This window comes from Methyloversatilis sp. MC4-4 (genome assembly GCF_049843555.1).
GTDB lineage: Bacteria > Pseudomonadota > Gammaproteobacteria > Burkholderiales > Rhodocyclaceae > Methyloversatilis > Methyloversatilis discipulorum_B.
This window is the reverse complement of sequence record NZ_JBBHZK010000004.1, coordinates 47,963-67,553: the sequence shown is the minus strand read 5'-3', so window position 1 is coordinate 67,553 and position 19,591 is coordinate 47,963. Positions and strand designations below refer to the sequence as shown.

Annotated in this window: 20 protein-coding genes; 9 read left to right on the top strand and 11 right to left on the bottom strand. The window is 68.3% G+C overall.

What is annotated here, in order from left to right; genetic code table 11:
• Positions 1–2: 2 nt before the first annotated feature.
• Positions 3–1,013 (bottom strand): serine/threonine protein kinase, encoded by a 1,011-nt coding sequence (locus WDZ97_RS16290; RefSeq protein ID WP_425763433.1) that lies wholly within the window; start codon positions 1,011–1,013, stop codon positions 3–5.
• Positions 1,014–1,076: 63 nt separating this feature from the next.
• On the opposite strand from WDZ97_RS16290, the gene queE reads away from it, so the two are divergent.
• The 3 genes from queE (at position 1,077) to WDZ97_RS16275 (ending at position 4,229) form a co-directional block, all read left to right on the top strand.
• Positions 1,077–1,706: a 7-carboxy-7-deazaguanine synthase gene (gene queE, locus WDZ97_RS16285; RefSeq protein ID WP_425763432.1), complete on the top strand. Its 630-nt coding sequence runs from the start codon at positions 1,077–1,079 to the stop codon at positions 1,704–1,706.
• Between the two features lie 75 nt (positions 1,707–1,781).
• Positions 1,782–2,147, top strand: coding sequence for a 6-pyruvoyl trahydropterin synthase family protein (locus WDZ97_RS16280; RefSeq protein ID WP_020162926.1), 366 nt, complete (start codon positions 1,782–1,784; stop codon positions 2,145–2,147).
• 27 nt (positions 2,148–2,174) lie between these two features.
• On the top strand, positions 2,175–4,229 hold the full coding sequence (locus WDZ97_RS16275) for a transglycosylase domain-containing protein (RefSeq protein WP_425763431.1): 2,055 nt from the start codon (positions 2,175–2,177) through the stop codon (positions 4,227–4,229).
• On the opposite strand, the gene WDZ97_RS16270 is transcribed toward WDZ97_RS16275, so the two are convergent.
• The 5 genes from WDZ97_RS16270 to WDZ97_RS16250 are packed head-to-tail and all read right to left on the bottom strand — an operon-like array spanning position 4,174 to position 7,926.
• On the bottom strand, positions 4,174–5,460 hold the full coding sequence (locus WDZ97_RS16270; protein WP_425763430.1) for a dihydroorotase: 1,287 nt from the start codon (positions 5,458–5,460) through the stop codon (positions 4,174–4,176). The two genes, WDZ97_RS16275 and WDZ97_RS16270, sit on opposite strands and share 56 nt — an antisense overlap.
• Entirely contained in the window at positions 5,457–6,425 is a 969-nt protein-coding gene (locus tag WDZ97_RS16265) for an aspartate carbamoyltransferase catalytic subunit (protein WP_341422749.1), read from the bottom strand. The genes WDZ97_RS16270 and WDZ97_RS16265 overlap by 4 nt, the downstream gene beginning before the upstream one ends.
• A 2-nt stretch (positions 6,426–6,427) precedes the next feature.
• Complete coding sequence (pyrR, locus tag WDZ97_RS16260; protein ID WP_425763429.1) at positions 6,428–6,925, bottom strand: bifunctional pyr operon transcriptional regulator/uracil phosphoribosyltransferase PyrR; 498 nt, start codon at positions 6,923–6,925, stop codon at positions 6,428–6,430.
• On the bottom strand, positions 6,912–7,355 hold the full coding sequence (gene ruvX / locus WDZ97_RS16255) for a Holliday junction resolvase RuvX (RefSeq protein ID WP_425763428.1): 444 nt from the start codon (positions 7,353–7,355) through the stop codon (positions 6,912–6,914). The genes pyrR and ruvX overlap by 14 nt, the downstream gene beginning before the upstream one ends.
• Positions 7,348–7,926: a YqgE/AlgH family protein gene (locus WDZ97_RS16250; RefSeq protein ID WP_020162921.1), complete on the bottom strand. Its 579-nt coding sequence runs from the start codon at positions 7,924–7,926 to the stop codon at positions 7,348–7,350. Before WDZ97_RS16250 ends, ruvX begins: the two co-directional genes overlap by 8 nt.
• 87 nt (positions 7,927–8,013) lie before the next feature.
• Here WDZ97_RS16250 and WDZ97_RS16245 point away from each other — a divergent pair, with 87 nt between their 5' ends.
• Positions 8,014–9,471 (top strand): cryptochrome/photolyase family protein, encoded by a 1,458-nt coding sequence (locus WDZ97_RS16245; RefSeq protein ID WP_425763427.1) that lies wholly within the window; start codon positions 8,014–8,016, stop codon positions 9,469–9,471.
• Here WDZ97_RS16245 and WDZ97_RS16240 read toward each other — a convergent pair whose 3' ends face one another.
• On the bottom strand, positions 9,472–10,251 hold the full coding sequence (locus WDZ97_RS16240; protein ID WP_304006200.1) for a BPSS1780 family membrane protein: 780 nt from the start codon (positions 10,249–10,251) through the stop codon (positions 9,472–9,474).
• A gap of 171 nt (positions 10,252–10,422) precedes the next feature.
• Between WDZ97_RS16240 and WDZ97_RS16235 the strand changes: the two genes are divergently transcribed.
• The 3 genes from WDZ97_RS16235 to WDZ97_RS16225 all read left to right on the top strand — a co-directional run bounded on the left by WDZ97_RS16235 (position 10,423) and on the right by WDZ97_RS16225 (position 12,373).
• The gene (locus WDZ97_RS16235; protein WP_304006197.1) at positions 10,423–10,782 is read left to right on the top strand and encodes a hypothetical protein; all 360 of its coding nucleotides are present in this window, start codon (positions 10,423–10,425) and stop codon (positions 10,780–10,782) included.
• A 71-nt stretch (positions 10,783–10,853) separates the two neighbouring features.
• Positions 10,854–11,363, top strand: a complete 510-nt coding sequence (locus tag WDZ97_RS16230) for an acyl-CoA thioesterase (RefSeq protein ID WP_304006195.1) — start codon at positions 10,854–10,856, stop codon at positions 11,361–11,363.
• Positions 11,364–11,434: 71 nt separating this feature from the next.
• Entirely contained in the window at positions 11,435–12,373 is a 939-nt protein-coding gene (locus WDZ97_RS16225) for an MBL fold metallo-hydrolase (RefSeq protein WP_304006192.1), read from the top strand.
• Positions 12,374–12,434: 61 nt separating this feature from the next.
• Here the strand turns inward: WDZ97_RS16225 and WDZ97_RS16220 are convergent, their stop codons facing one another.
• The 4 genes from WDZ97_RS16220 to WDZ97_RS16205 form a co-directional block, all read right to left on the bottom strand.
• Positions 12,435–15,068 (bottom strand): DNA topoisomerase III, encoded by a 2,634-nt coding sequence (locus WDZ97_RS16220; RefSeq protein WP_425763426.1) that lies wholly within the window; start codon positions 15,066–15,068, stop codon positions 12,435–12,437.
• 185 nt (positions 15,069–15,253) lie between these two features.
• Entirely contained in the window at positions 15,254–15,715 is a 462-nt protein-coding gene (locus tag WDZ97_RS16215; protein ID WP_020162914.1) for a DUF494 family protein, read from the bottom strand.
• Positions 15,716–15,797: 82 nt separating this feature from the next.
• Positions 15,798–16,880 carry a DNA-processing protein DprA gene (gene dprA / locus WDZ97_RS16210; RefSeq protein WP_425763425.1) on the bottom strand — a complete coding sequence of 361 codons (1,083 nt, stop codon included), beginning with the start codon at positions 16,878–16,880 and terminating at the stop codon, positions 15,798–15,800.
• Positions 16,881–16,883: 3 nt separating this feature from the next.
• Positions 16,884–17,900, bottom strand: coding sequence for a LysM peptidoglycan-binding domain-containing protein (locus WDZ97_RS16205; protein WP_425763424.1), 1,017 nt, complete (start codon positions 17,898–17,900; stop codon positions 16,884–16,886).
• Positions 17,901–18,122: 222 nt separating this feature from the next.
• Here WDZ97_RS16205 and def point away from each other — a divergent pair, with 222 nt between their 5' ends.
• Both def and fmt read left to right on the top strand, forming a co-directional pair.
• Positions 18,123–18,626, top strand: a complete 504-nt coding sequence (gene def, locus WDZ97_RS16200; protein ID WP_425763423.1) for a peptide deformylase — start codon at positions 18,123–18,125, stop codon at positions 18,624–18,626.
• Positions 18,626–19,558 (top strand): methionyl-tRNA formyltransferase, encoded by a 933-nt coding sequence (gene fmt / locus WDZ97_RS16195; RefSeq protein WP_425763422.1) that lies wholly within the window; start codon positions 18,626–18,628, stop codon positions 19,556–19,558. The genes def and fmt overlap by 1 nt, the downstream gene beginning before the upstream one ends.
• Positions 19,559–19,591 lie beyond the last annotated feature (33 nt).

The window sequence follows — 19,591 nt, the reverse complement described above, 5'->3', positions numbered from 1 at the left end:
TCTCAGCGCATGCCCGGCAACAGCCAGAGCGGCGCCTCGTCCATCACCGCGATCTGTTCGCGCAGTTCGAGGATGCGCGCCTCCCAGTAGCGTGGCGTGTCGAACCACGGAAAGGCCACCGGGAAGGCCGGATCCTGCCAGCGGCGGGCGATCCAGCCGCTGTGGTGGATCAGCCGCAGCGTACGCAGCGCTTCGATCAGGTGCAGTTCGCGCAGATCGAAGTCGCAGAATTCCTCGTAGCCGGCCAGCACGTCGCCCAGCTGGCGCGCGCGGTCGGCGCGGTCGCCCGACAGCAGCATCCACAGATCCTGGATGGCCGGCGCCATCCGGCTGTCGTCGAAATCGACGAAGTGCGGCCCCTGTCCATCGACCCACAGCATGTTGCCGACATGACAGTCGCCGTGCGTGCGGATGCGCTTCACCTCGCCGGCGCGTTCGAACGCCGCGCGCACGCCGTCCAGCGCCTGCGCGACCACGCCGCGATACACCTTCTCCAGTTCGGGTGGCACGAAGCCGTGATCCAGCACGTAGGCGGCGGGTTCGTCACCGAAGCTCCTGATGTCGAGCTGCGGCCGGTGCTGATAGGGTTTCACCGCACCGAGCGCGTGAATGCGGCCCATGAAACGGCCTATCCACTCCAGCGTGTCGCTGCGGTCCAGTTCGGGCGCACGGCCGCCACGACGCGGGAACACCGCGAAACGGTAGCCGGCGTGGCAGGCCAGCGTGCCGCCGCCGGGCAGGTCGAGTGGCGCAACGACCGGAATCTCGTGCTCGGCCAGTTCGCGGCAGAAGGCGTGTTCCTCGGCGATCGCATCGTCGCTCCAGCGCGCCGGCCGGTAGAACTTGGCGATCACCGGCGGACCGTCGTCCACGCCGACCTGATAGACGCGGTTTTCGAAGCTGTTCAGCGCCAGCAGGCGACCATCGACCACGAAACCGGCCGCTTCGAGTGCGTCGAGCACGGTATCCGGGTTCAGATCGGCGTAAGGCTGCTGGGTGGTGGCGTCGGTCATCAGGTGGAAAAATCCTTCAAACGCGATACCCTAGCGTGTTTTTCGCCGTTACTGGCATCTGTCGTGGCTTATCAGGTCAAGGAAATCTTCTACACGCTGCAGGGCGAGGGGCTGAACGCCGGTCGCGCCGCCGTGTTCTGCCGCTTCGCCGGCTGCAACCTGTGGAGCGGTCGCGAACAGGACCGCGCGACCGCGCAGTGCCGCTTCTGCGACACCGATTTCGTCGGTACCGACGGCACGCTGGGCGGCCGCTACGAAGCCGACGCTCTGGCCGACACCATCGCCGCGAGCTGGACCGGCGCCGGCGGCGCCCGCTTCGTCGTGCTGACCGGCGGCGAACCGCTGCTGCAGGTCGATGCCGCGCTGATCGACGCGCTGCACGCGCGCGGCTTCGAAATCGCCGTCGAAACCAATGGCACGCTGGAAGCACCGGCAGGACTGGACTGGGTGTGCGTCAGCCCGAAAGCCGGCAACGCGGTGGTGCAGCGCCGCGGTCAGGAACTGAAAGTGGTCGTGCCGCAGGACGGCCTCGATCTCGCCGCGATGGAAGGCTGGGATTTCGAGCACTTCCTGGTGCAGCCGATGGACAATGCCGCGGCGGCCGACAACGCCCGCTGGGCGATCGAATGGTGCATGCAGCACCCGCGCTGGCGGCTCAGCTTCCAGACGCACAAGGCGGTCGGCATACGGTGACCGTCGCAGATTCCGGGGCGGCGCGCACTGCATGACGTGGCCGCCCCTTTTTGAAGTATCGATGGACGTATCGAGATGGTTGTTGAACTGAGCCAGCGCTTCTTCTTCGAAGCCGCCCACACCCTGCGCCGCAAGGTGGAAACCGAATCCAGCCTGCGCATCCACGGCCATACCTATCACGCCGAGGTGACGCTGCGCGGCGAGCCGGACCCGGCCAGCGGCATGCTGCTGGATCTGGCGGTGTTCCGCGCCGCACTGGCCGAAGTCAGGGAGAAACTGGACCACCGCTTCCTCGACGAGGTCGAGGGCATCGGCCCAGCCACGCTGGAGAACCTCTGCCACTACCTGTGGCGGCAGCTCGCCCCGCAGCTGCCTCAGCTGGCGCGGGTGACGGTCGAGCGCCAGGCTTCGGGCGACAAATGCACGCTGAGTGCGTGTTGAGCTGACGCGCGCGTGCATCGTCAGCCGATGAACGCGAGCACGGGCAAGCGCGCACGCCGTGCGCTGGCCTGTCTCGTACTGCTCGGCACCCCCGCAGCCCAGGCTCAGGCCCCTTCGTTCGACACCGTACGCGACAGCTGGCGCTCGTCGGAAGCGCGCCTGCTCGACCGCTACGGCCAGCCGCTGGCCGAGGTGCGCGTCGATTTCGACGAGCGCCGGCTCGACTGGGTCGGCGCGCGCACGCTGTCGCCGCCGCTGGTGCGTGCGCTACTGGTGGCCGAGGACAAGCGCTTTCTCGAACATTCGGGCGTCGACTGGACGGCGCTGGCCGGCGCCACCTGGGACAATCTGTGGCGCACGCTGGAAGGGCGCCGTCCGCGCGGCGCATCGACGCTGACCATGCAGCTGGCCGGCCTGATCGACCCGGCGCTGCGTCTGCAGGGCACGCGCCGCAGCGTCGGCCAGAAATGGGACCAGGCCGCCGCCGCGCGCGAAATCGAGCGCCGCTGGAACAAGGCGCAGATCCTCGAAGCCTATTTCAACCTCGCGCCCTTCCGCGGCGAACTGCGCGGCATTTCGGCCGCGACCCGCGGCCTGTTCGGCAAGGATCCGGACGCGGTCGATGCGCGCGAGGCGCTGCTGCTGGCGGCGCTGCTGCGCGGCCCGAATGCGCCGGCCGAACGGGTCGCGCAGCGTGCCTGCGCGGTGGCACAGAAGCTGAAACCGGCGCCCGCCTGCGCCGAACTGCGAGCCCTCGCCAATCAGGTACTCACCCAGCGCTACCGGCTGGAGCCGCGCTGGACCGAAGCACAGCCGCTGGCCCGCCGTCTGCTGCGCGAGCCGGGCGAACAGCGCGCCACCACGCTCGACGCGCGGCTGCAGCGGCGCACGCTGGACGCGCTCGGCCGCGAGCGCGCCGACATCGCCGTCGTGGTACTCGACAACGCGAGCGGCGAGGCACTGGTGTGGGCCGGCGGTCCGGACGACACCGACGCCGCGGTGCGCCGGCTCCCGGCCGGCAGCACGCTGCATGCGTTCGCATACGGACTGGCACTCGATCAACGCTGGATCAGCGCGGCGTCGGTCTTCGACGACAGCCCGAACTTCGTCACCCGGGCGCTGCCCCCTGGTCTGCAGGGCAGCGGCCAGCCGCTCAGCACGCGTGCGGCGCTGACGCAGGCGGCCGAAATTCCGGCACTGCGCGTGCGCGCGCTGATCGGCGACGACACGCTGACCGCCGCGCTGCGTGCGCACGGCATCGACGCATCGGCGACCAACGGCAGCCGTGCCAGCCTGCCCGACATGGCCAACGCCTTCCGCACGCTGGCCAACGACGGCGTTTGGACGCCGTGGGCGCTGGAGGCGGCGCAATGGCGCGGCGTGGATCGCAGCGGCAAGCGACTGTGGGCGTCGCCGGTGGCGTGGCTGGTCGGCGACCTGCTGTCCACGCGCACGACGCCGGACGCACACGACTGGCACGCCGTCATGCACGGGCGCTCGAGCGACCGCGCGACGCACTGGTCGGTCGGCTGGACGCGCCGCTACACGATCGCGTTGCGCGCGGCACGTCCGGTGGCGGCCACCTGGCTTTCGGTCGCCGCCGCCATCGACCCCATTCCGGCCGAAGCGGCCCCGCCGCCGCCTGGGCTCGAAGGCGTGCGCCTGCGTTTCGAACCGGAAATCGAAGCCGAACGGGAAGAGTATTTCCTGCCCGGCACGCAGCAGGCCTTCGCCGACGCCACCGTGCGCGACCTGTTCGGCCGGCCGCGCATCGTGCAGCCGACGACAGGCGTGAAGCTGGTCAGCGCCGGCCTGCCGGCCGGTCGCCAGGCCATGCTGCTGGAGGCGCGGCCGGGGTGGCCGGGCCTGCAGTGGGTGATCAATGACGAGCGCCTGCCGGCGATCGAGGGGCGCGCACTGTGGAGTCCGCGCCCCGGCCGTTACCGGCTGGCGCTGGAGGATGCGCACGGACTGCAGCTGCAGTCGGTCGAATTCGAGGTGCGGCTCGACGCCGCACCCGAAACCTTCAATGGCGGGCCGGCGCCTCGTACACCACCTGGCCCGACACCAGCGTCGCGCTGACACGGCCCGGCAGCTCGCGGCCCAGATAGGGCGTGTTCTTGCCCTGGCTGCGCAGCGATTCGCGACTGATGCGCACCGGCGCCTCCGGATCGAAGATGCACACGTCGGCCGCACCGCCGACCCGCAGGTGGCCGGCGTTCAGACCGAGCACGCGCGCGGCGTCGGCCGTGATGCGCGCCAGCGCAACCTTGAGCGGCAGCCGCATTTCGCGCGCCCAGGCCAGCGTCAGCGGCAGCAGCAGTTCGAGGCCGGTGGTGCCCGGCTCGGCTTCGGCGAAGGGCACCTGCTTGGCGTCGTCGTCGACCGGCGTGTGGTCCGAGCACAGCGCGTCGATGCGGCCGTCGGCCAGCGCGGCACGCAGCGCTTCGCGGTCGAACTGTGCGCGCAGCGGCGGCACGGTGCGGCACTGCGGATCGAAGTAGCCGATGTCGACATCGCACAGGTGCAGCGCGTGGATGGCTACATCGCAGCTCACCTGCATGCCGTCCAGCCGCGCCTGGTCGATCAGCATCAGGCCGGCGCGACTGGAAATGCGCGCCAGATGCAGCTTGCATCCGGTGGCGCGCGCCAGCTGCAGCATCTGGCCGATGGCCAGCGTTTCCGCCAGCACCGGAATGCCGGTCAGGCCCAGCCGCGCCGCCACCTCGCCTTCGTGCGCAACACCGCCGGCCGCCAGATGCATGTCGGTCGGCTGCAGCCACACGGTATAGCCGAAGGTGGCCGCGTACTGCATCGCACGGAACAGCACCTGGGTGTCGGCCACCGGTACGTTGGCCTGCGAGAAGGCGATGCAGCCGGCATCGTGCAGCTCGCCCATCTCGGTCAGCCGCTCGCCCTTCAGGCCGGCGGTCAGCGCGCCGTGCGGGTATACGTGGGCGAGATTCAGCATGCGCGCGCGGTGCTTCAGCATTTCGACCAGGCCGGGTTCGTCCAGCACCGGATCGGTGTCCGGCGGGCAGGCCAGACTGGTGACGCCACCGGCGACTGCGGCCGCGACTTCCGACTCCAGCGTCGCGCGGTATTCGAGGCCGGGCTCGCGCAGCCGCGCGCAGAGGTCGATCAGGCCCGGCGCGACGACCAGGCCGCTGGCGTCGATGACGCGGTTGGCGTGAAAGCCGTCGGGCGCCGTACCGAGCGCCACCACCTTGCCGGCGGCGATGTAGACGTCGGTCGGTGCGTCGATGTCCTGCGCCGGATCGATCAGCCGGCCGCCCTTGATGTGGATCTTCATGCGTTTCCTCCGGCCAGCATGGCCATCACTGCCATGCGCACCGCAATGCCGAAGGTGACCTGCGGCAGGATGACCGCCTGGCGACCGTCGGCCACCGCCGAGTCGATCTCGACGCCGCGGTTCATCGGCCCCGGGTGCAGCACGATGGCATCGGGCTTGGCCACGGCGAGCTTGTCCTCGGTCAGGCCGAAGAACTTGAAATACTCCTGTGCGCTGGGCAGCAGCGAACCCTGCATGCGTTCGTTCTGCAGGCGCAGCATCATCACCACGTCGACGCCGCGCAGGCCTTCGCGCATGTCGTTGAAGACGCGACAGCCGAGGCGCTCGATGTCGTGCGGCAGCAGCGTCTTCGGCGCGATGGCGCGCAGATCGGGCACGCCCAGCGTGGTCAGCGCGTGGATCTGGCTGCGCGCCACGCGCGAATGCAGGATGTCGCCGACGATGGCCACCGACAGCTGCGTGAAGTCGCGCTTGTAGTGGCGGATCGTGTACATGTCGAGCAGACCCTGCGTCGGGTGCGCGTGGCGCCCGTCGCCGGCATTGACGACGTGGATGTGGTCGCGCCCGGTCGCTTCGAGGTGCTGCGCGATCAGGTAGGGCGCGCCGCTCGAGGCGTGGCGCACGACGAACATGTCGGCCTGCATGGCCGCCAGGTTGTCCACCGTGTCGAGCAGGGTTTCGCCCTTGTTGGTCGAACTGGTCGCGATGTTCAGGTTGATCACGTCGGCCGACAGGCGCTTGGCGGCGATTTCGAACGTGGTGCGCGTGCGCGTGCTGTTTTCGAAAAACAGGTTGAACACGCTCTTGCCGCGCAGCAGCGGCACCTTCTTCACCTCGCGTTCGGCGACACCGGCGAAGGGCTCGGCGGTGTCGAGGATGCGCGTGATCACGTCGCGTGGCAGGCCCTCGGTGGTGAGCAGGTGCTGCAGTTCGCCGTTCTTGTTCAGTTGCGGGTTGCGCGCCATGGTCACTCCTGCTCCTGCAGCAGACGCAGCGCCAGCCGCTCGCCGTCCTGCGCCAGCTTCACCCGCGTGCCCTCGGCCAGGTCGAGGCGCGTCGCACAGTAGGTCGGCGCCACCGGCAGCTGGCGTCCGCCGCGGTCGATCAGCACCGCCAGTTCGACCTTGGCCGGACGGCCGTAGTCGAACAGTTCGTTCAGCGCGGCGCGTATCGTGCGGCCGGTGTGCAGCACGTCGTCCACCAGGATGAGGTGCCGCCCCTCGACGTCGAAGGGCAGGGCGGACGAGCGGGTGTCGCGCGACAGCCCGCGCTTGGCGTAGTCGTCGCGGTAGAAGCTCACGTCGAGCGAGCCGGCCGGCTGGGTCAGACCGAGCAGCGCGTGCAGGCGCTGCGCCAGCCATACGCCGCCGGTGTGCAGGCCGACCAGCGCGGTGTCCGGCGTGACGTGGGGGCGCATCTGCGCCGCCAGGTCGGCCAGCAGTTGTTCTGCGTCAGGCAGTGACATCGAAATAGTCCTTCAGGATGAGCTGGGCCGCGTGTGCGTCCAGGTGCTTCTTGCGTTCCCGCCAGTCCCGCTGTCCGCCGTCGCGCAGCTGCGTGTCGGCTTCGGCCGAGGTGTAGCGCTCGTCCTGCAGCGTGACCGGCAGCCGGTAGCGGCCTTCGAGCTGACGGGCGAAGCGTTGCGCGCGGGCGGTCATGTCGTGCGCCTCGCCGTCCGGCGACAGCGGCAGACCGACCACCAGCAATGCAGGTTTCCATTCGTCGAGCAGGCGGCCGATCGCCGACCAGCGGGCGTCGTTGGTTTCGGCATCGAAGGTGGTCAGCGCGGAGGCGCTGCGCAGTTCGCATTCGCCGACGGCGACACCGATGCGCTTCTCGCCGAAATCGAACGCCAGCACGGTGCCGCGCGCGGGCAGCGCGACCGGCTCAGGCATGCCCGGCCACGTCGGACAGCGACGCGAAGTCGACGCCGAGCAGCTGCATTGCGGCGATCAGGCGCTCTTCCGGCGGCAGGCCGAAGATGATTTCCGGGTCGGCGCGCACGGTAAGCCAGGCATTCTGCGCCAGCTCCCATTCGATCTGGCCGGCCTGCCAGCCGGCGTAACCGAGCGTGACCAGCACGTCGTCCGGCTCGTTGTCGTGGCCGAGCGACTGCAGCACGTCGCGCGACGAGGTCAGCGCGAGGCCGTTGCCGACATCGATGCTGGACTGCCAGTCGCCGACCGGACGATGCAGCACGAAGCCGCGGTCGGTCTGCACCGGGCCGCCGAAATACACCGGCTGGCCCTGGAAGCGCGGCGATTCGAGCGACATGTCGATGCGCTCGAACAGGTCTTCGAGCGACATGTCGATCGGCCGATTGACGATGACACCGAGCGCGCCCTGTTCGTTGTGCTCGCACACCAGCGTCAGCGTGCGCGCGAAATTCTTGTCCGCCATGGCGGGCATGGCGATCAGGAAATGGCCGGTCAGGTCGACCGAAGGGGTCATGGCGTGTGCGGACATGGGATGATTTTATCCGTGTTGGACGCCGGCCGCGAACCGCGGCGCGACATCACGCTCAAAGCGCCGACTTTTTGACGGAAATCCCGCATGCCCGACCGTCCTTCATCCCGCCTGGTGTGGTTCCGCCGCGACCTGCGCATCGACGACCACGCCGCCCTGTACCACGCGCTGCGCGCCGGCGGGCCGGTGTGGTGCGCGTTCGTGTTCGACACCGACATCCTCGACGAACTGCTGGCCGAAGGTCTGAGCGCCGACCGCCGGGTCGAGTTCATCCATGCCTCGGTCACCGAGCTGGACGCTGCGCTGCGTGCGCTCGGAGGCGGGCTCATCGTGCGCCACGGCCGCGCCCGCGACGTCGTCCCGCAACTGGCGCGCGAACTGGGCGTGGCCGGCGTGGTCGCCAATCGCGACTACGAACCCGCCGCATTCGCACGCGACCGCGCGGTGCACGACGCGCTAGCGCGAGACGGCATCGCCTTCGACACGCACAAGGACCAGGTCATCTTCGAGTGCGACGAGGTGCTGACCCAGGGCGGCAAGCCCTTCTCGGTGTTCACGCCGTACAAGAACGCCTGGCTGAAGAAGCTCACACCCTTCCACCTGAAGGCCTATCCGGTGCGCACCTACGCGGGCGCGCTGGCGGCGGTGCCGGCAGGCGATATTCCGTCGCTGGCCGACATGGGTTTCCGGTCGACCAATCTCGCAACGCTGAAACTTCCCGCGGGCATGAGCGGCGCCGACACGCTGTTCGACGCCTTCCTCGACCGCATCGACCGTTACAAGGTGCTGCGCGACTTTCCGGCGGCCAAGGGCCCGAGCTATCTGTCGGTGCATCTGCGTTTCGGCACGATATCGATACGCCGGCTGGCGCGCGAGGCGCACGCGCGCGGCGGCGCCGGCGCCGAAACCTGGCTGTCGGAACTGATCTGGCGCGATTTCTACTTCCAGATCCTGTGGCACAACCCGCATGTGCAGGGCGGCAGCTTCCGGCCCGAGTACGACGCGGTGCGCTGGGTGGACGACGAGGAGAAATTCCGTGCCTGGTGCGAAGGCCGTACCGGCTATCCGCTGGTGGACGCGGCGCAGCGCCAGCTGGCGCAGACCGGCTACATGCACAACCGGCTGCGGATGGTGAGCGCCTCCTTCCTGACCAAGGACCTGGGCATTGACTGGCGCCGCGGCGAACACTGGTTCGCCCGCCAGCTCAACGATTTCGACCTGGCGGCCAACAACGGCGGCTGGCAGTGGGCCGCCTCGACCGGCTGCGACGCCCAGCCCTGGTTCCGCATCTTCAATCCGGTCACGCAGTCGGAAAAGTTCGACGCCGACGGCCAGTTCATCCGCCGCTACTGCCCGGAACTGGCGAAATTCGACCGGAAGCGCATCCACGCGCCCTGGCTGGCGACGCCGCTGGAACAGAAGATGGCCGGCTGCGTGATCGGCAGCGACTACCCGGCCCCCATCGTCGACCACGCCGCGGCGCGCGAGGCGACGCTGGCTCGCTTCAAGGTGGTGAAGGGGGCCGGCGAGGCGGCGGAGGGTTGATCAGCGCTGGTCGAACACGTCGCGGTAGCTCGCGTACATCGCGCCGAAAGTGACCGGCAGCAGCAGCAGCCAGCCCAGCATGGCGGGGATCGAGGCCAGCACCGCCAGCACGACGTAGAGCAGCGCGAACACGACGAAGGCCGGCGCATTGCGCAGGCTGGCGAAGAAGCTGGTGCGCATCGCATCCAGCGCCTTCATGTCGTGGAACACGACCAGGGCAGGCGCGAACCAGACCGCCATCAGCACCGGCGCCATCAGCATGACGGCGATGATGAGCATGGCCGGAATGGCCGCCATCAGCACCGCCAGACCCGCCACCGCGGCAACGCCGGCCAGACCGGCACTGATCGCCGACAGCAGCACGACCAGCATGCCGATGGCCAGCGAGGCCAGCAGATACCAGCCGCCCAGCGCCAGCAGCGGATTGATGCGCTCGCCGAAACCGGCCCACAGGTGAGCCACGCCGAAGGGCTCGCCGCGCGACAGCGCACGGCAGCCCGTCATCAGCCCACCCACCGTCACCATTGCCAGCAGCGTGGCGGCAATCATGCCGAACAGCGGCACCAGATTCAGCACCACGACGGCGATCACCCACAGCAGCGTGATCACCACCCAGACGCCGGGCGCCGCCATGAAGGCCTGCCAGCCCTGGCGCAGCCACTCGACCCCCTGGCCGGCCGCCACGCTGCGCGAATCGGGCTCCCCGCCATCAAGGGGAGCGGTCGTATCGTCGCCCGGCGGCGGGGCGGCTTCGAAGGGATTGCGGTCGTCGGTCGTCATGGCTGCATCATTCCACAAGCCGGCACGGTGTTCACGGCCGCGTCGCAGGCTGTGGCGTCCAATCCACACTCCGTCACGATGCGCCCGGCCGTGTCGGGCTGCGCGCTGCGCCGCGGCGCTTTCGCACTACACTCGAAGTGTCCAGTCATGTTGCACGACCGGGAGGTCGCCATGAATATCCGCACTCTGCTCACCGCCTGCACGCTGATTGCATCGCCCTTCGTTCTCGCCGGTGGCAGCGGCCATGTGCCGGTCACGCCGCTCGGTCCCGAGGGCTACGGACAGGGCATGGCGGGCGCCAGCCCGGGCGGCATGATAGGACAGCATCCGCGCGAGCTGATCCGGCCCAACGCGCGCAGCCGCACCACGGACGTCTACCCGACCTTGCGCGGCACCCAGATCCGGGATTACTCCAAACCGGGCGTACGCATCGAGGACGATGCGTACGGCACCAGCGTCTATCCGACCGCGCCCTACAGCAACGTCCGCGACTACAACAAACCGGGCTGGCGCATCGAACGGCGCGAGTAACCGTCACTGAAGGGTCGCGGGCACCGACGGACATCCCCCGCGCCGGCATCGCCGGCGCACGGTAGACAACGATGAACGAACTGCCCAAACACCAGCTCACCATGACGGTGCTGATGACGCCGGACATGGCCAATTTCTCCGGCAATGTGCATGGTGGCGCCCTGCTCAAGCTGCTCGACCAGGTCGCCTACGCCTGCGCGGCGCGCTACGCGCAGTCCTATGTGGTGACGCTGTCGGTCGATCAGGTGATCTTCCGCTGCCCGATCCACGTCGGCGAGCTGGTCACCTTCTTCGCCTCGGTCAATTACACCGGCACCACCTCGATGGAGGTCGGCGTCAAGGTGGTGACCGAGAACATCCGCGAACACACGACGCGCCACACCAACACCTGCTACCTGACCATGGTGGCGATGGACGCCGACCGCCGGCCCTGCCCAGTGCCGACGCTGTTGCCGTCGACGCCGGACGAGCAGCGGCGCCACACCGCCGCACAGGTGCGGCGCCAGCTGCGCAGGGAATTCGACGCCCGCTTCGAGGAGTTGATGCAGGAAGAACAGGCCAAGGCCGGCCGCGGCGCGTAAGCACCCCGGCGGCGGAAGCACCTGCCGCAGTGCGTCATACTGTGCACCGAGTCCCACCCGGAGCGCGCTGCATGATCGACTACGACCACGACATTTCGGCCATCGACGCCGACCTGATCCGCCACGGCATGGCGGCCATCCACCTCGTCCGCGCCGGCGACCAGGCGGCGCTGGTCGATTGCGGCACCGGCCACTCGCTGCGCAATGTGCAGGCCGCACTCGCGCAGAAGGGCATCGCGCCGGAGGCGCTGCGCTACATCATCCTGACCCATGTGCACCTGGATCACGCCAGCGGCGCCGGCGCGGCGATGCGCGCCTTCCCGAATGCGCAGCTGGTGGTGCACCCGCGCGGCGCGCGCCACATGATCGACCCGTCGAAGCTGATCGCCGGCGCCACCGCGGTCTATGGCGAACAGGCGATGGCGGAAATGTACGGCGACATCCTGCCGGTCGACGCGGCGCGCGTGATCGAAACGCACGATGGTTTCGTGCTCGACTTCAACGGCCGCCGGCTCGAGTTCGTCGACACGCCGGGGCACGCGAAGCACCACCACTGCATCTGGGACGCGCAGTCGAAAAGCTGGTTCACCGGCGACACCTTCGGTCTGGCCTATCCGGAATGCACGGTCGATGGCCGCGCCTTCATGTTTCCGACCACCTCGCCGGTGCAGTTCGACCCGGTCGCGATGCGCGCATCGGTCGAACACCTGCTGTCACGCCAGCCGGAGGCGATGTTCCTGACCCACTACGGCAAGGTGACCGGCGTGCCGGTGCTGGGCCGCGCGCTGCTGTCGCGCATCGACGCGCACGTGGCGATCGCAAAGGCCGCGGCCAGTGCCGGCGACGGCCGCAAGCAGGCCCTGCTGGCGGCGCTGACCGCCTATCTGATGGACGAACTGCGCGCGCACGGCAGCCGGCTCACGCACGAGCAGGCGGTCGACGTGTGGGGGCTGGACATCGAACTGAATGCGCAGGGGCTGGAGGTGTGGCTGGACGGCGCAGCGGCCTAGGACAGGCTTCGTCGGCGGCCACACGGGCGATGAAGCCCGGGTGGCCGCCGACCGGACCTGATCAGGCCGACTTCTTGCGCGTCGACGTCGCCTTGGTGGCCGGCTTCTTTGCCGCGGCCGTCGTCTTCTTCGCCGCGGTCTTCTTCACCGGCGCCTCGGCTTCGGCCTCCGGCGCCGCATCGGCCGCCGCGGCCTTGGCCGTCTTCGCACCCGCCTTCGGCTTGACTGCGCGCGGCTCGAACTCGAAGCCGACCTTGCCATCCGGCTGGCGCACCAGGAAAGCCGAGAACTTGCGCTTGGTGCGCGACGACACGAAGCCCTTCAGCAGGTCGGTACGCCCCGCTTCGAGCAGCTTCTGCATCTGCTCCGGTTCGATCGGCTGCTGCAGGATGATCTTGCCGGAGCGGAAGTCGCAGCTCTTTTCCGGACCGACGGATTTTTCGCAGATGTAGGACATCGGCTGTTCGAACACCCGCGCCGAACACTTCGGGCAGGGGCCAAGCGGCGTCTGCTGCGAGAAATCGACCGGCTCGGCGTTCTCGTCCTCGCGCGGCTGGCCGAAATCGAACTCCGGTTCCAGCTTGTCGTTCAGCTTGATCACCGCGTTGAACGGCCGGCCCATCTTGTTGCGGAAGCCGGTCAGCGGACCGACCTGGCGCTCGCGCAGCAGGGTGTCGATCTCGTGCGTCTCGAACTGGCGGCCGGCAACGATCTTCCACAGCGAGAAGTCGCAGCTCTGGCACTGGAACTTCTTGTAGTTCTCCTTCACGACGCCGCCGCAGCGCGGGCACTTCTCGTCCAGCGTGGCGAAGTCGCCCGGAATGGTGTCGCTTTCGTAGCTCTTCGCCTGGTGCACGATGTGCTGCGTCATGTCGGCGATTTCGCGCATGAAGGCGTCACGCGACAGTTCGCCGCGCTCGATCTGCGACAGCTTGTATTCCCATTCGCCGGTCAGTTCCGGCGAACTCAGTTCGTCGATCTTCAGGCCGCGCAGCGCGATCATCAGCTGGAAGCCCTTGGCCGTCGGAATCAGTTCGCGGCCCTCGCGCAGCATGTAGTTCTCGAGTATCAGATTCTCGATGATCTGCGCACGCGTCGCCGGCGTGCCGAGGCCGCGACCGGCCATCGCGGCGCGCAATTCCTCGTCGTCTATGGTCTTGCCGGCGCCTTCCATCGCGGTCAGCAGCGTCGCTTCCGAGTACCGCGCGGGCGGCTTGGTCTGCAGCGCCTTGACGATCATGTCATTGACGCCGGCACTTTCGCCCGGCTTGACCGGCACCAGGCTGGCGGAAGCGGTTTCGCCCTTCTCCTTGCCTTCGTCGTCGGCAATCGCCGCTTCCTTGCCGTACACGGCCAGCCAGCCGGCATTGACCAGCACCTTGCCTTCGGTCTTGAACGCTTCGCCCTCGACCCGCGTGATGCGCGTCGTGATGCGGTATTCGGCCGCCGGGAAGAACACCGCGAGGAAGCGGCGGGTGACCATGTCGTAGATCTTCGCTTCCGCCTCCGACAGCGATTTCGGTTCGGTGCCGGTCGGGATGATGGCGAAGTGGTCGGAAATCTTGGCGTTGTTGAAGATGCGCTTGTTCGGGCGCACCCAGCCCTGCTTGACGATTTCGTTGGCGTGCGGCGCGTAGGTCTGCGGCAGGCGGGCCAGCACGTCGTTCACGGTCGGCAGGTAGTCCTCGGGCAGCGCACGCGCGTCGGTACGCGGGTAGGTCAACACCTTGTGCTTCTCGTACAGCGCCTGCGCGATCTGCAACGTCACGCGGGCGGAAAAGCCGAAGCGGCCGTTGGCTTCGCGCTGCAGCGACGTAAGGTCATACAGCAGCGGCGACAGCTGGGTCGAGGGCTTGGCCTCTTCCTCCACCGTGCCAGTCTTGCCGGCGCACTTGGCCTGGATGGCCTTCGCTCTCGCCTCGTCCCACAGCCGTTCGGCGCGGGCGTGCTCGTCGCCCTCCGGCTTCTTGAACTTCTCGTCGAACCAGCGGCCGGGATACTCGCCAGCGGCGACACCGAAGCGGCCTTCGATTTCCCAGTAATCGCGCGACTTGAAGCGGCGGATTTCCTCTTCGCGGCGCACCACGATGGCCAGCGTCGGCGTCTGCACGCGACCGACCGTGGTCAGATGGAAACCGCCAGTCTTGGAGTTGAACGCGGTCATCGCCCGCGTGCCGTTGATGCCGATCAGCCAGTCGCTCTCGGCGCGCGACATCGCCGCCTGGCGCAGGCCTTCGACTTCCTGCGCCGAACGCAGGCCGGCGAAGCCGTCGCGGATCGCCGTGGCCGTCATCGACTGCAGCCACAGCCGTTCGATCGGCTTGTTCGTCTTGCTGTGCTCGACGATGTAATTGAAGATGAGCTCGCCCTCGCGCCCCGCGTCACAGGCGTTCACCAGGCCATCGACGTCCTTGCGCTTGATCAGCCGGGTGAGCAGGCGCAGCCGCTCGGCCGTCTTGTCGATCGGGTTCAGCGTGAAGCGAGGCGGAATGACCGGCAGGTGCGCGAACGACCATTTGCCGCGCTTGACCTCGTATTCCTCCGGCACCGCCAGTTCGAGCAGGTGGCCGACCGCCGAGGACAGCACGTAGTCCTCGCTCTCGAAGTAATCGCCTTCGCGCGTGAAACCACCGACGGCACGCGCAATGTCCTGCGCGACCGACGGCTTTTCCGCGATGATCAGTTTCTTGCCCATGCCCGCCCGATACCTGCCGCCGGCTTGCGCGCGCAGGATGCGCGCCGGTTCAAGCGGCGTGAAAGCGGCGCATGATAGGGACAAAAAATCCGAACAGGCAAGACAAGTTGACCCGGCGGACGAAACGCGGGCTGCGATTCATCCGGCCGGGCAGGCCCTGCGCCGCGGCAGCGGTCCCGCACTTTTCAGTGCGGCGCGCGCGGCTCGTCGTCGTCCGACAGCAGTTCCTCGAGCACCAGCGTGTCCGTCGTGACCTGCTGGTTCCACAGCACCATCAGCACGATCACCTTGAGCTGGGCCAGCGACACTTCCTCGTCTTCCAGCGCCAGGGCGCGTTCGACGACGATTTCGCGGGTCAGCGCATTGATCGCGCCGGCCTCTTCGAGGAAGGCGAGAAAGCCGCGACACTCGGTATCGAGGCGCGACTGTTCGGCGGCCGAGTACAGACGGATGGAACGGCTTTCAGCCGCGATCAGCGGCTTCTCGGCGCCACCGGCGCTTTCGAGACCGGACAGCCAGCCCATCGCTTCCTCGATTTCATCCTGCTCGAAACCGGCGGCCGAGAGCTTGCGTGCGAGCTGGTTGGGCTCGGGATAACTGTCCAGGTGCGCGTAAGTTTCGAAAAGATAGACCAGAACGTCGATCATGATTCGGCTCCGCGCGAGCCGGTCGGCAGGCGTGCCTACCGGCGGGTTTGTAACCCGGCAGCGCGCGACGCGCACTGCCGTACTACCTGATGCGCTGGTAGCGTCCGTCGGGCAGCAGCGCCACCCGGTTTTCGAGTTCCAGCGAGAGCAGCATGGCGGAGAGGGTGTCCGCCGTCAAGCCGGTATGTTGCGACAGCACATCGATTCCGACCGGGTCGAAACCCATCGCGTCGAGCAGCGGGTCGCCGTCGCCGGAGCGCGCTTCCACGGCGGCTTCGGGCGGCGGCGCCGGCTGCAGCTCGGACAGGATGTCGCGCGCATCGTCGACCAGCTTGGCGCCCTGGCGGATGAGCTGGTGGCAGCCCTTGGACAGCGGCGAATGGATGGAGCCCGGAATCGCGAACACCTCGCGCCCCTGTTCGCCGGCCAGCCGCGCAGTGATCAGCGTGCCGCTGCGCGCCGCCGCCTCGACCACCAGCACGCCGCGCGCAAGGCCGGAAATGATGCGGTTGCGGCGCGGGAAGTTGTCGCGCAGCGCCGGCGTGCCGAGCGGGAACTCGCTGACGATGGCGCCGTGCTCGGCGATGCGCCGCGCCAGTTCCTGGTTGCGCGGCGGATAGATGCGGTCGGCGCCGGTGCCGACCACGGCCACCGTGCTGCCGACGCCGTCGAGCGCGCCGGTGTGGGCTGCCGCATCGCAACCGAGCGCCAGTCCGCTGACGATGGTGAGCCCGCCGCGCGACAGCTCACGCGCGAACTGCTCGGCGTTGGACGCGCCCTGCGCGGTCGCGTTGCGGGCACCGACGATGGCCAGCACGCGGGTGTTCAGCAGTTCCGGCCGACCCTTCACGTAGAGCAGCGTCGGCGGATCGGCGATTTCGAGCAGGGCTTGCGGGTAGGCCGCGTCGGCCAGCGTAATCAGATGGTTGCCCGGCTGTGACGCCCAGGCCAGTGTGCGCGCGACCTGTTCGTCGCCGTCGAAAGCTGCCAGCGCACGCGCCGCGCGCTCACCGACCGCCGCCCGCACCGCTGTGCCGGCCGCGGCGAAGATGTGTTCGGGCAGGCCGAACACCGACAGCAGGCGGCGCTGCGTCTCCAGCCCGACGCCGCGGGTCAGCGTCAGCCGCAGCCAGGCTGCGGTCGAAGCGTCGCTGGCGAGCGGCACGCCTTACGGCTTGCGGAAACGATCGCCGACGGTGATCGGACGCTTGGCGTCCATCACCAGCGCGTAGGAAATGTTGTCGTAGACGCGGAACACGAACACCAGACCGGAGCGTTCGTCCGGCAGCTGGTAGGTGTCGATCTTCTGATCCTGGCGGATATCGACCTTGCTTCCGGCCAGATAGGCGGCGAACACATGGCCGATCTCGACGCCGTCGTTGGCGCCACGGTTCAGCAGCACGACGTTGTGACGGCCGGACGAGGCCACGCCGCCAACGATGCGTGCAACGCTGCCCTGGATGTCCTGCTCCGGCGCACGCGGCGCATAGGCGACGACCTCGGGCAGACGGGCCGGCACCAGACGGTCACCCTTGCCGATCTCGAACTGCGCCGACACGATCTGGAAGGTGGCCGGTTCGCCCTCGCGCACCAGTTTCACGTCGCCGAGGTACTCAGCCTCGTAGCCGATCACCTGTTTCGTTTCCGGGTCGCGGATCGGTGCGGCCGGGCGATAGACATGCCACAGCGGCTTGTTTTCGGTGACGCCGCTCACGTAGGCGGTATCGCCGGCGCTCAGATAGACACGCCCCTCTTCGGTGCCGACGATGCGCGGCGCCGTCTCGTTGAAGCCGGCTTCGACCGCGATCGGCTTGGTCAGGAAGGGCTCGATCGCCTTGTGCGGAATCGACGCGATCGGCTCCTTGACCGCTTCCTCGTAGGTCTGCGGGCTCAGCTTGACCGGCTGACCGACGCGCAGCCGCGGCGAACCACCGAAATCATCGAGATAGACGATCTGCCCGGGATAGATCAGGTGCGGATTGCGGATCTGCTCGCGATTGAGCCGCCACACTTCAGGCCAGCGCCACGGCTCCTTCAGGAAGAGGCCGGCGATGCCCCAAAGCGTGTCGCCCGGCTTGACGACGTGCCGGTCCGGCGCGTTGCCGGCGATGGCCGGCGGCGCTGACTGGGCAAAGGCGGTCGCGCTTGAAAGGGCGACCAGCAGGGAGCATATAATCTTGCGCATGGTGTGGCCTCGCACGGGCAGCGCCTGCGCATGCAGGAACCTGCCGGGGGTTTGCCTTTCAATATCGTTACGAACCGGCTCCACCTTGAGTGCCCTGCACCGTCGAAACGGTGACTTGGCAAGGCGGCACGCCAACTGCATGCCGAAGTGTAGCAAGCGGCGTCATGTAATGACAGTCTGCATGAAAATTCACCGCTAATCCATTAAATCAGCACGACTTTTATGGCCCTGCTCCCGATTCTGAAATTCCCCGACCCCCGCCTGCGCAAGAAGGCGGCGCCGGTCATCGCGGTGGACGATTCCATCCGCAGGCTCGCCGCCGACATGGCCGAAACCATGTACGCCGCGCCGGGCATCGGGCTGGCCGCAACACAGGTAGACGTGCACAAGCAGGTGATCGTGATCGACATCAGCGAGGACAAATCCGGCCTGATCACGCTGATTAACCCGCGCATCGTCGAGCGCGACGGCGAACAGGTCTATGAAGAGGGCTGTCTGTCGGTGCCCGGCATCTACGACAAGGTGACCCGCGCCGAACACGTGAAGGTGCGCACGCTGACGCTGGACGGCAGCGAGCAGGACATCGACGCGCACGGCCTGCTGGCCGTCTGCATCCAGCACGAGATGGATCACCTGCAGGGCAAGGTATTCGTCGACCACCTGTCGCAGCTGAAGCAGACGCGGATCAAGACCAAGCTCGCGAAACAGGCGCGCGAAACCGCCTGATGCCGCCGCGCATCGCCTTCGCCGGCACCCCTGAATTCGCCGCCCGTGCGCTTGACGCGCTAGCCGGCTTCGACTGCGACATCCCGCTGGTGCTGACCCAGCCTGACCGCCCGGCCGGGCGCGGCATGAAACTGATGCCCAGCCCGGTCAAGCAGCGCGCGCTGGCGCACGGCCTGACAGTGGCCCAGCCGGCCACGCTGAAGACGGCCGAACTGCGCGCACCGCTGGTCGAGGCCGCGCCGGACCTGCTGGTGGTGGTCGCCTACGGCCTGCTGCTGCCGCGCGCCGTGCTGGACATCCCGCGCCTCGGCTGCATCAACATCCACGCCTCGCTGCTGCCGCGCTGGCGCGGCGCCGCGCCCATTCATCGCGCGATCGAGGCGGGCGACGCCCGCACCGGCATCACGCTGATGCAGATGGACGAGGGACTGGATACCGGCCCGATGCTGGCCGAGCGCACCGTCGACATCGCCGCCGACGACACCACCGCAACGCTGCACGACCGGCTGGCCGCCACCGGCGCGCAACTGCTGATCGACACGCTGCCCGCTCTGCTGGCCGGACGCATCAGACCGGTGCCGCAGCCGGCCGACGGGGCCTGCTATGCGGCGAAGATCGGCAAGGCCGAGGCGGCGCTGGACTTCCGCCGTCCGGCGGTCGAACTGGACCGCGCGATCCGCGCCTTCAACCCCTTCCCCGGCGGGCTGATGACGGTGGAGGGCACGCCGATCAAGCTGTGGCGGGCTCGCGTCGAGCCGGCGAGCGGCGAGCCCGGACGCATCCTCGCGGTCGGCGACGACGGTGTCGTGATCGCCTGCGGGGAGGGCGCGCTGCGCGTGACCGAACTGCAGAAGCCGGGCGGCAAGCGGCTGCCGGCCGCCGATTTCCTGCACGGCCATCCGCTGGCGGTCGGCCAGCACGCGGAAGGGTAGGCCGCCGCGGACGCGTCGCCCCCGGGGTTTCCT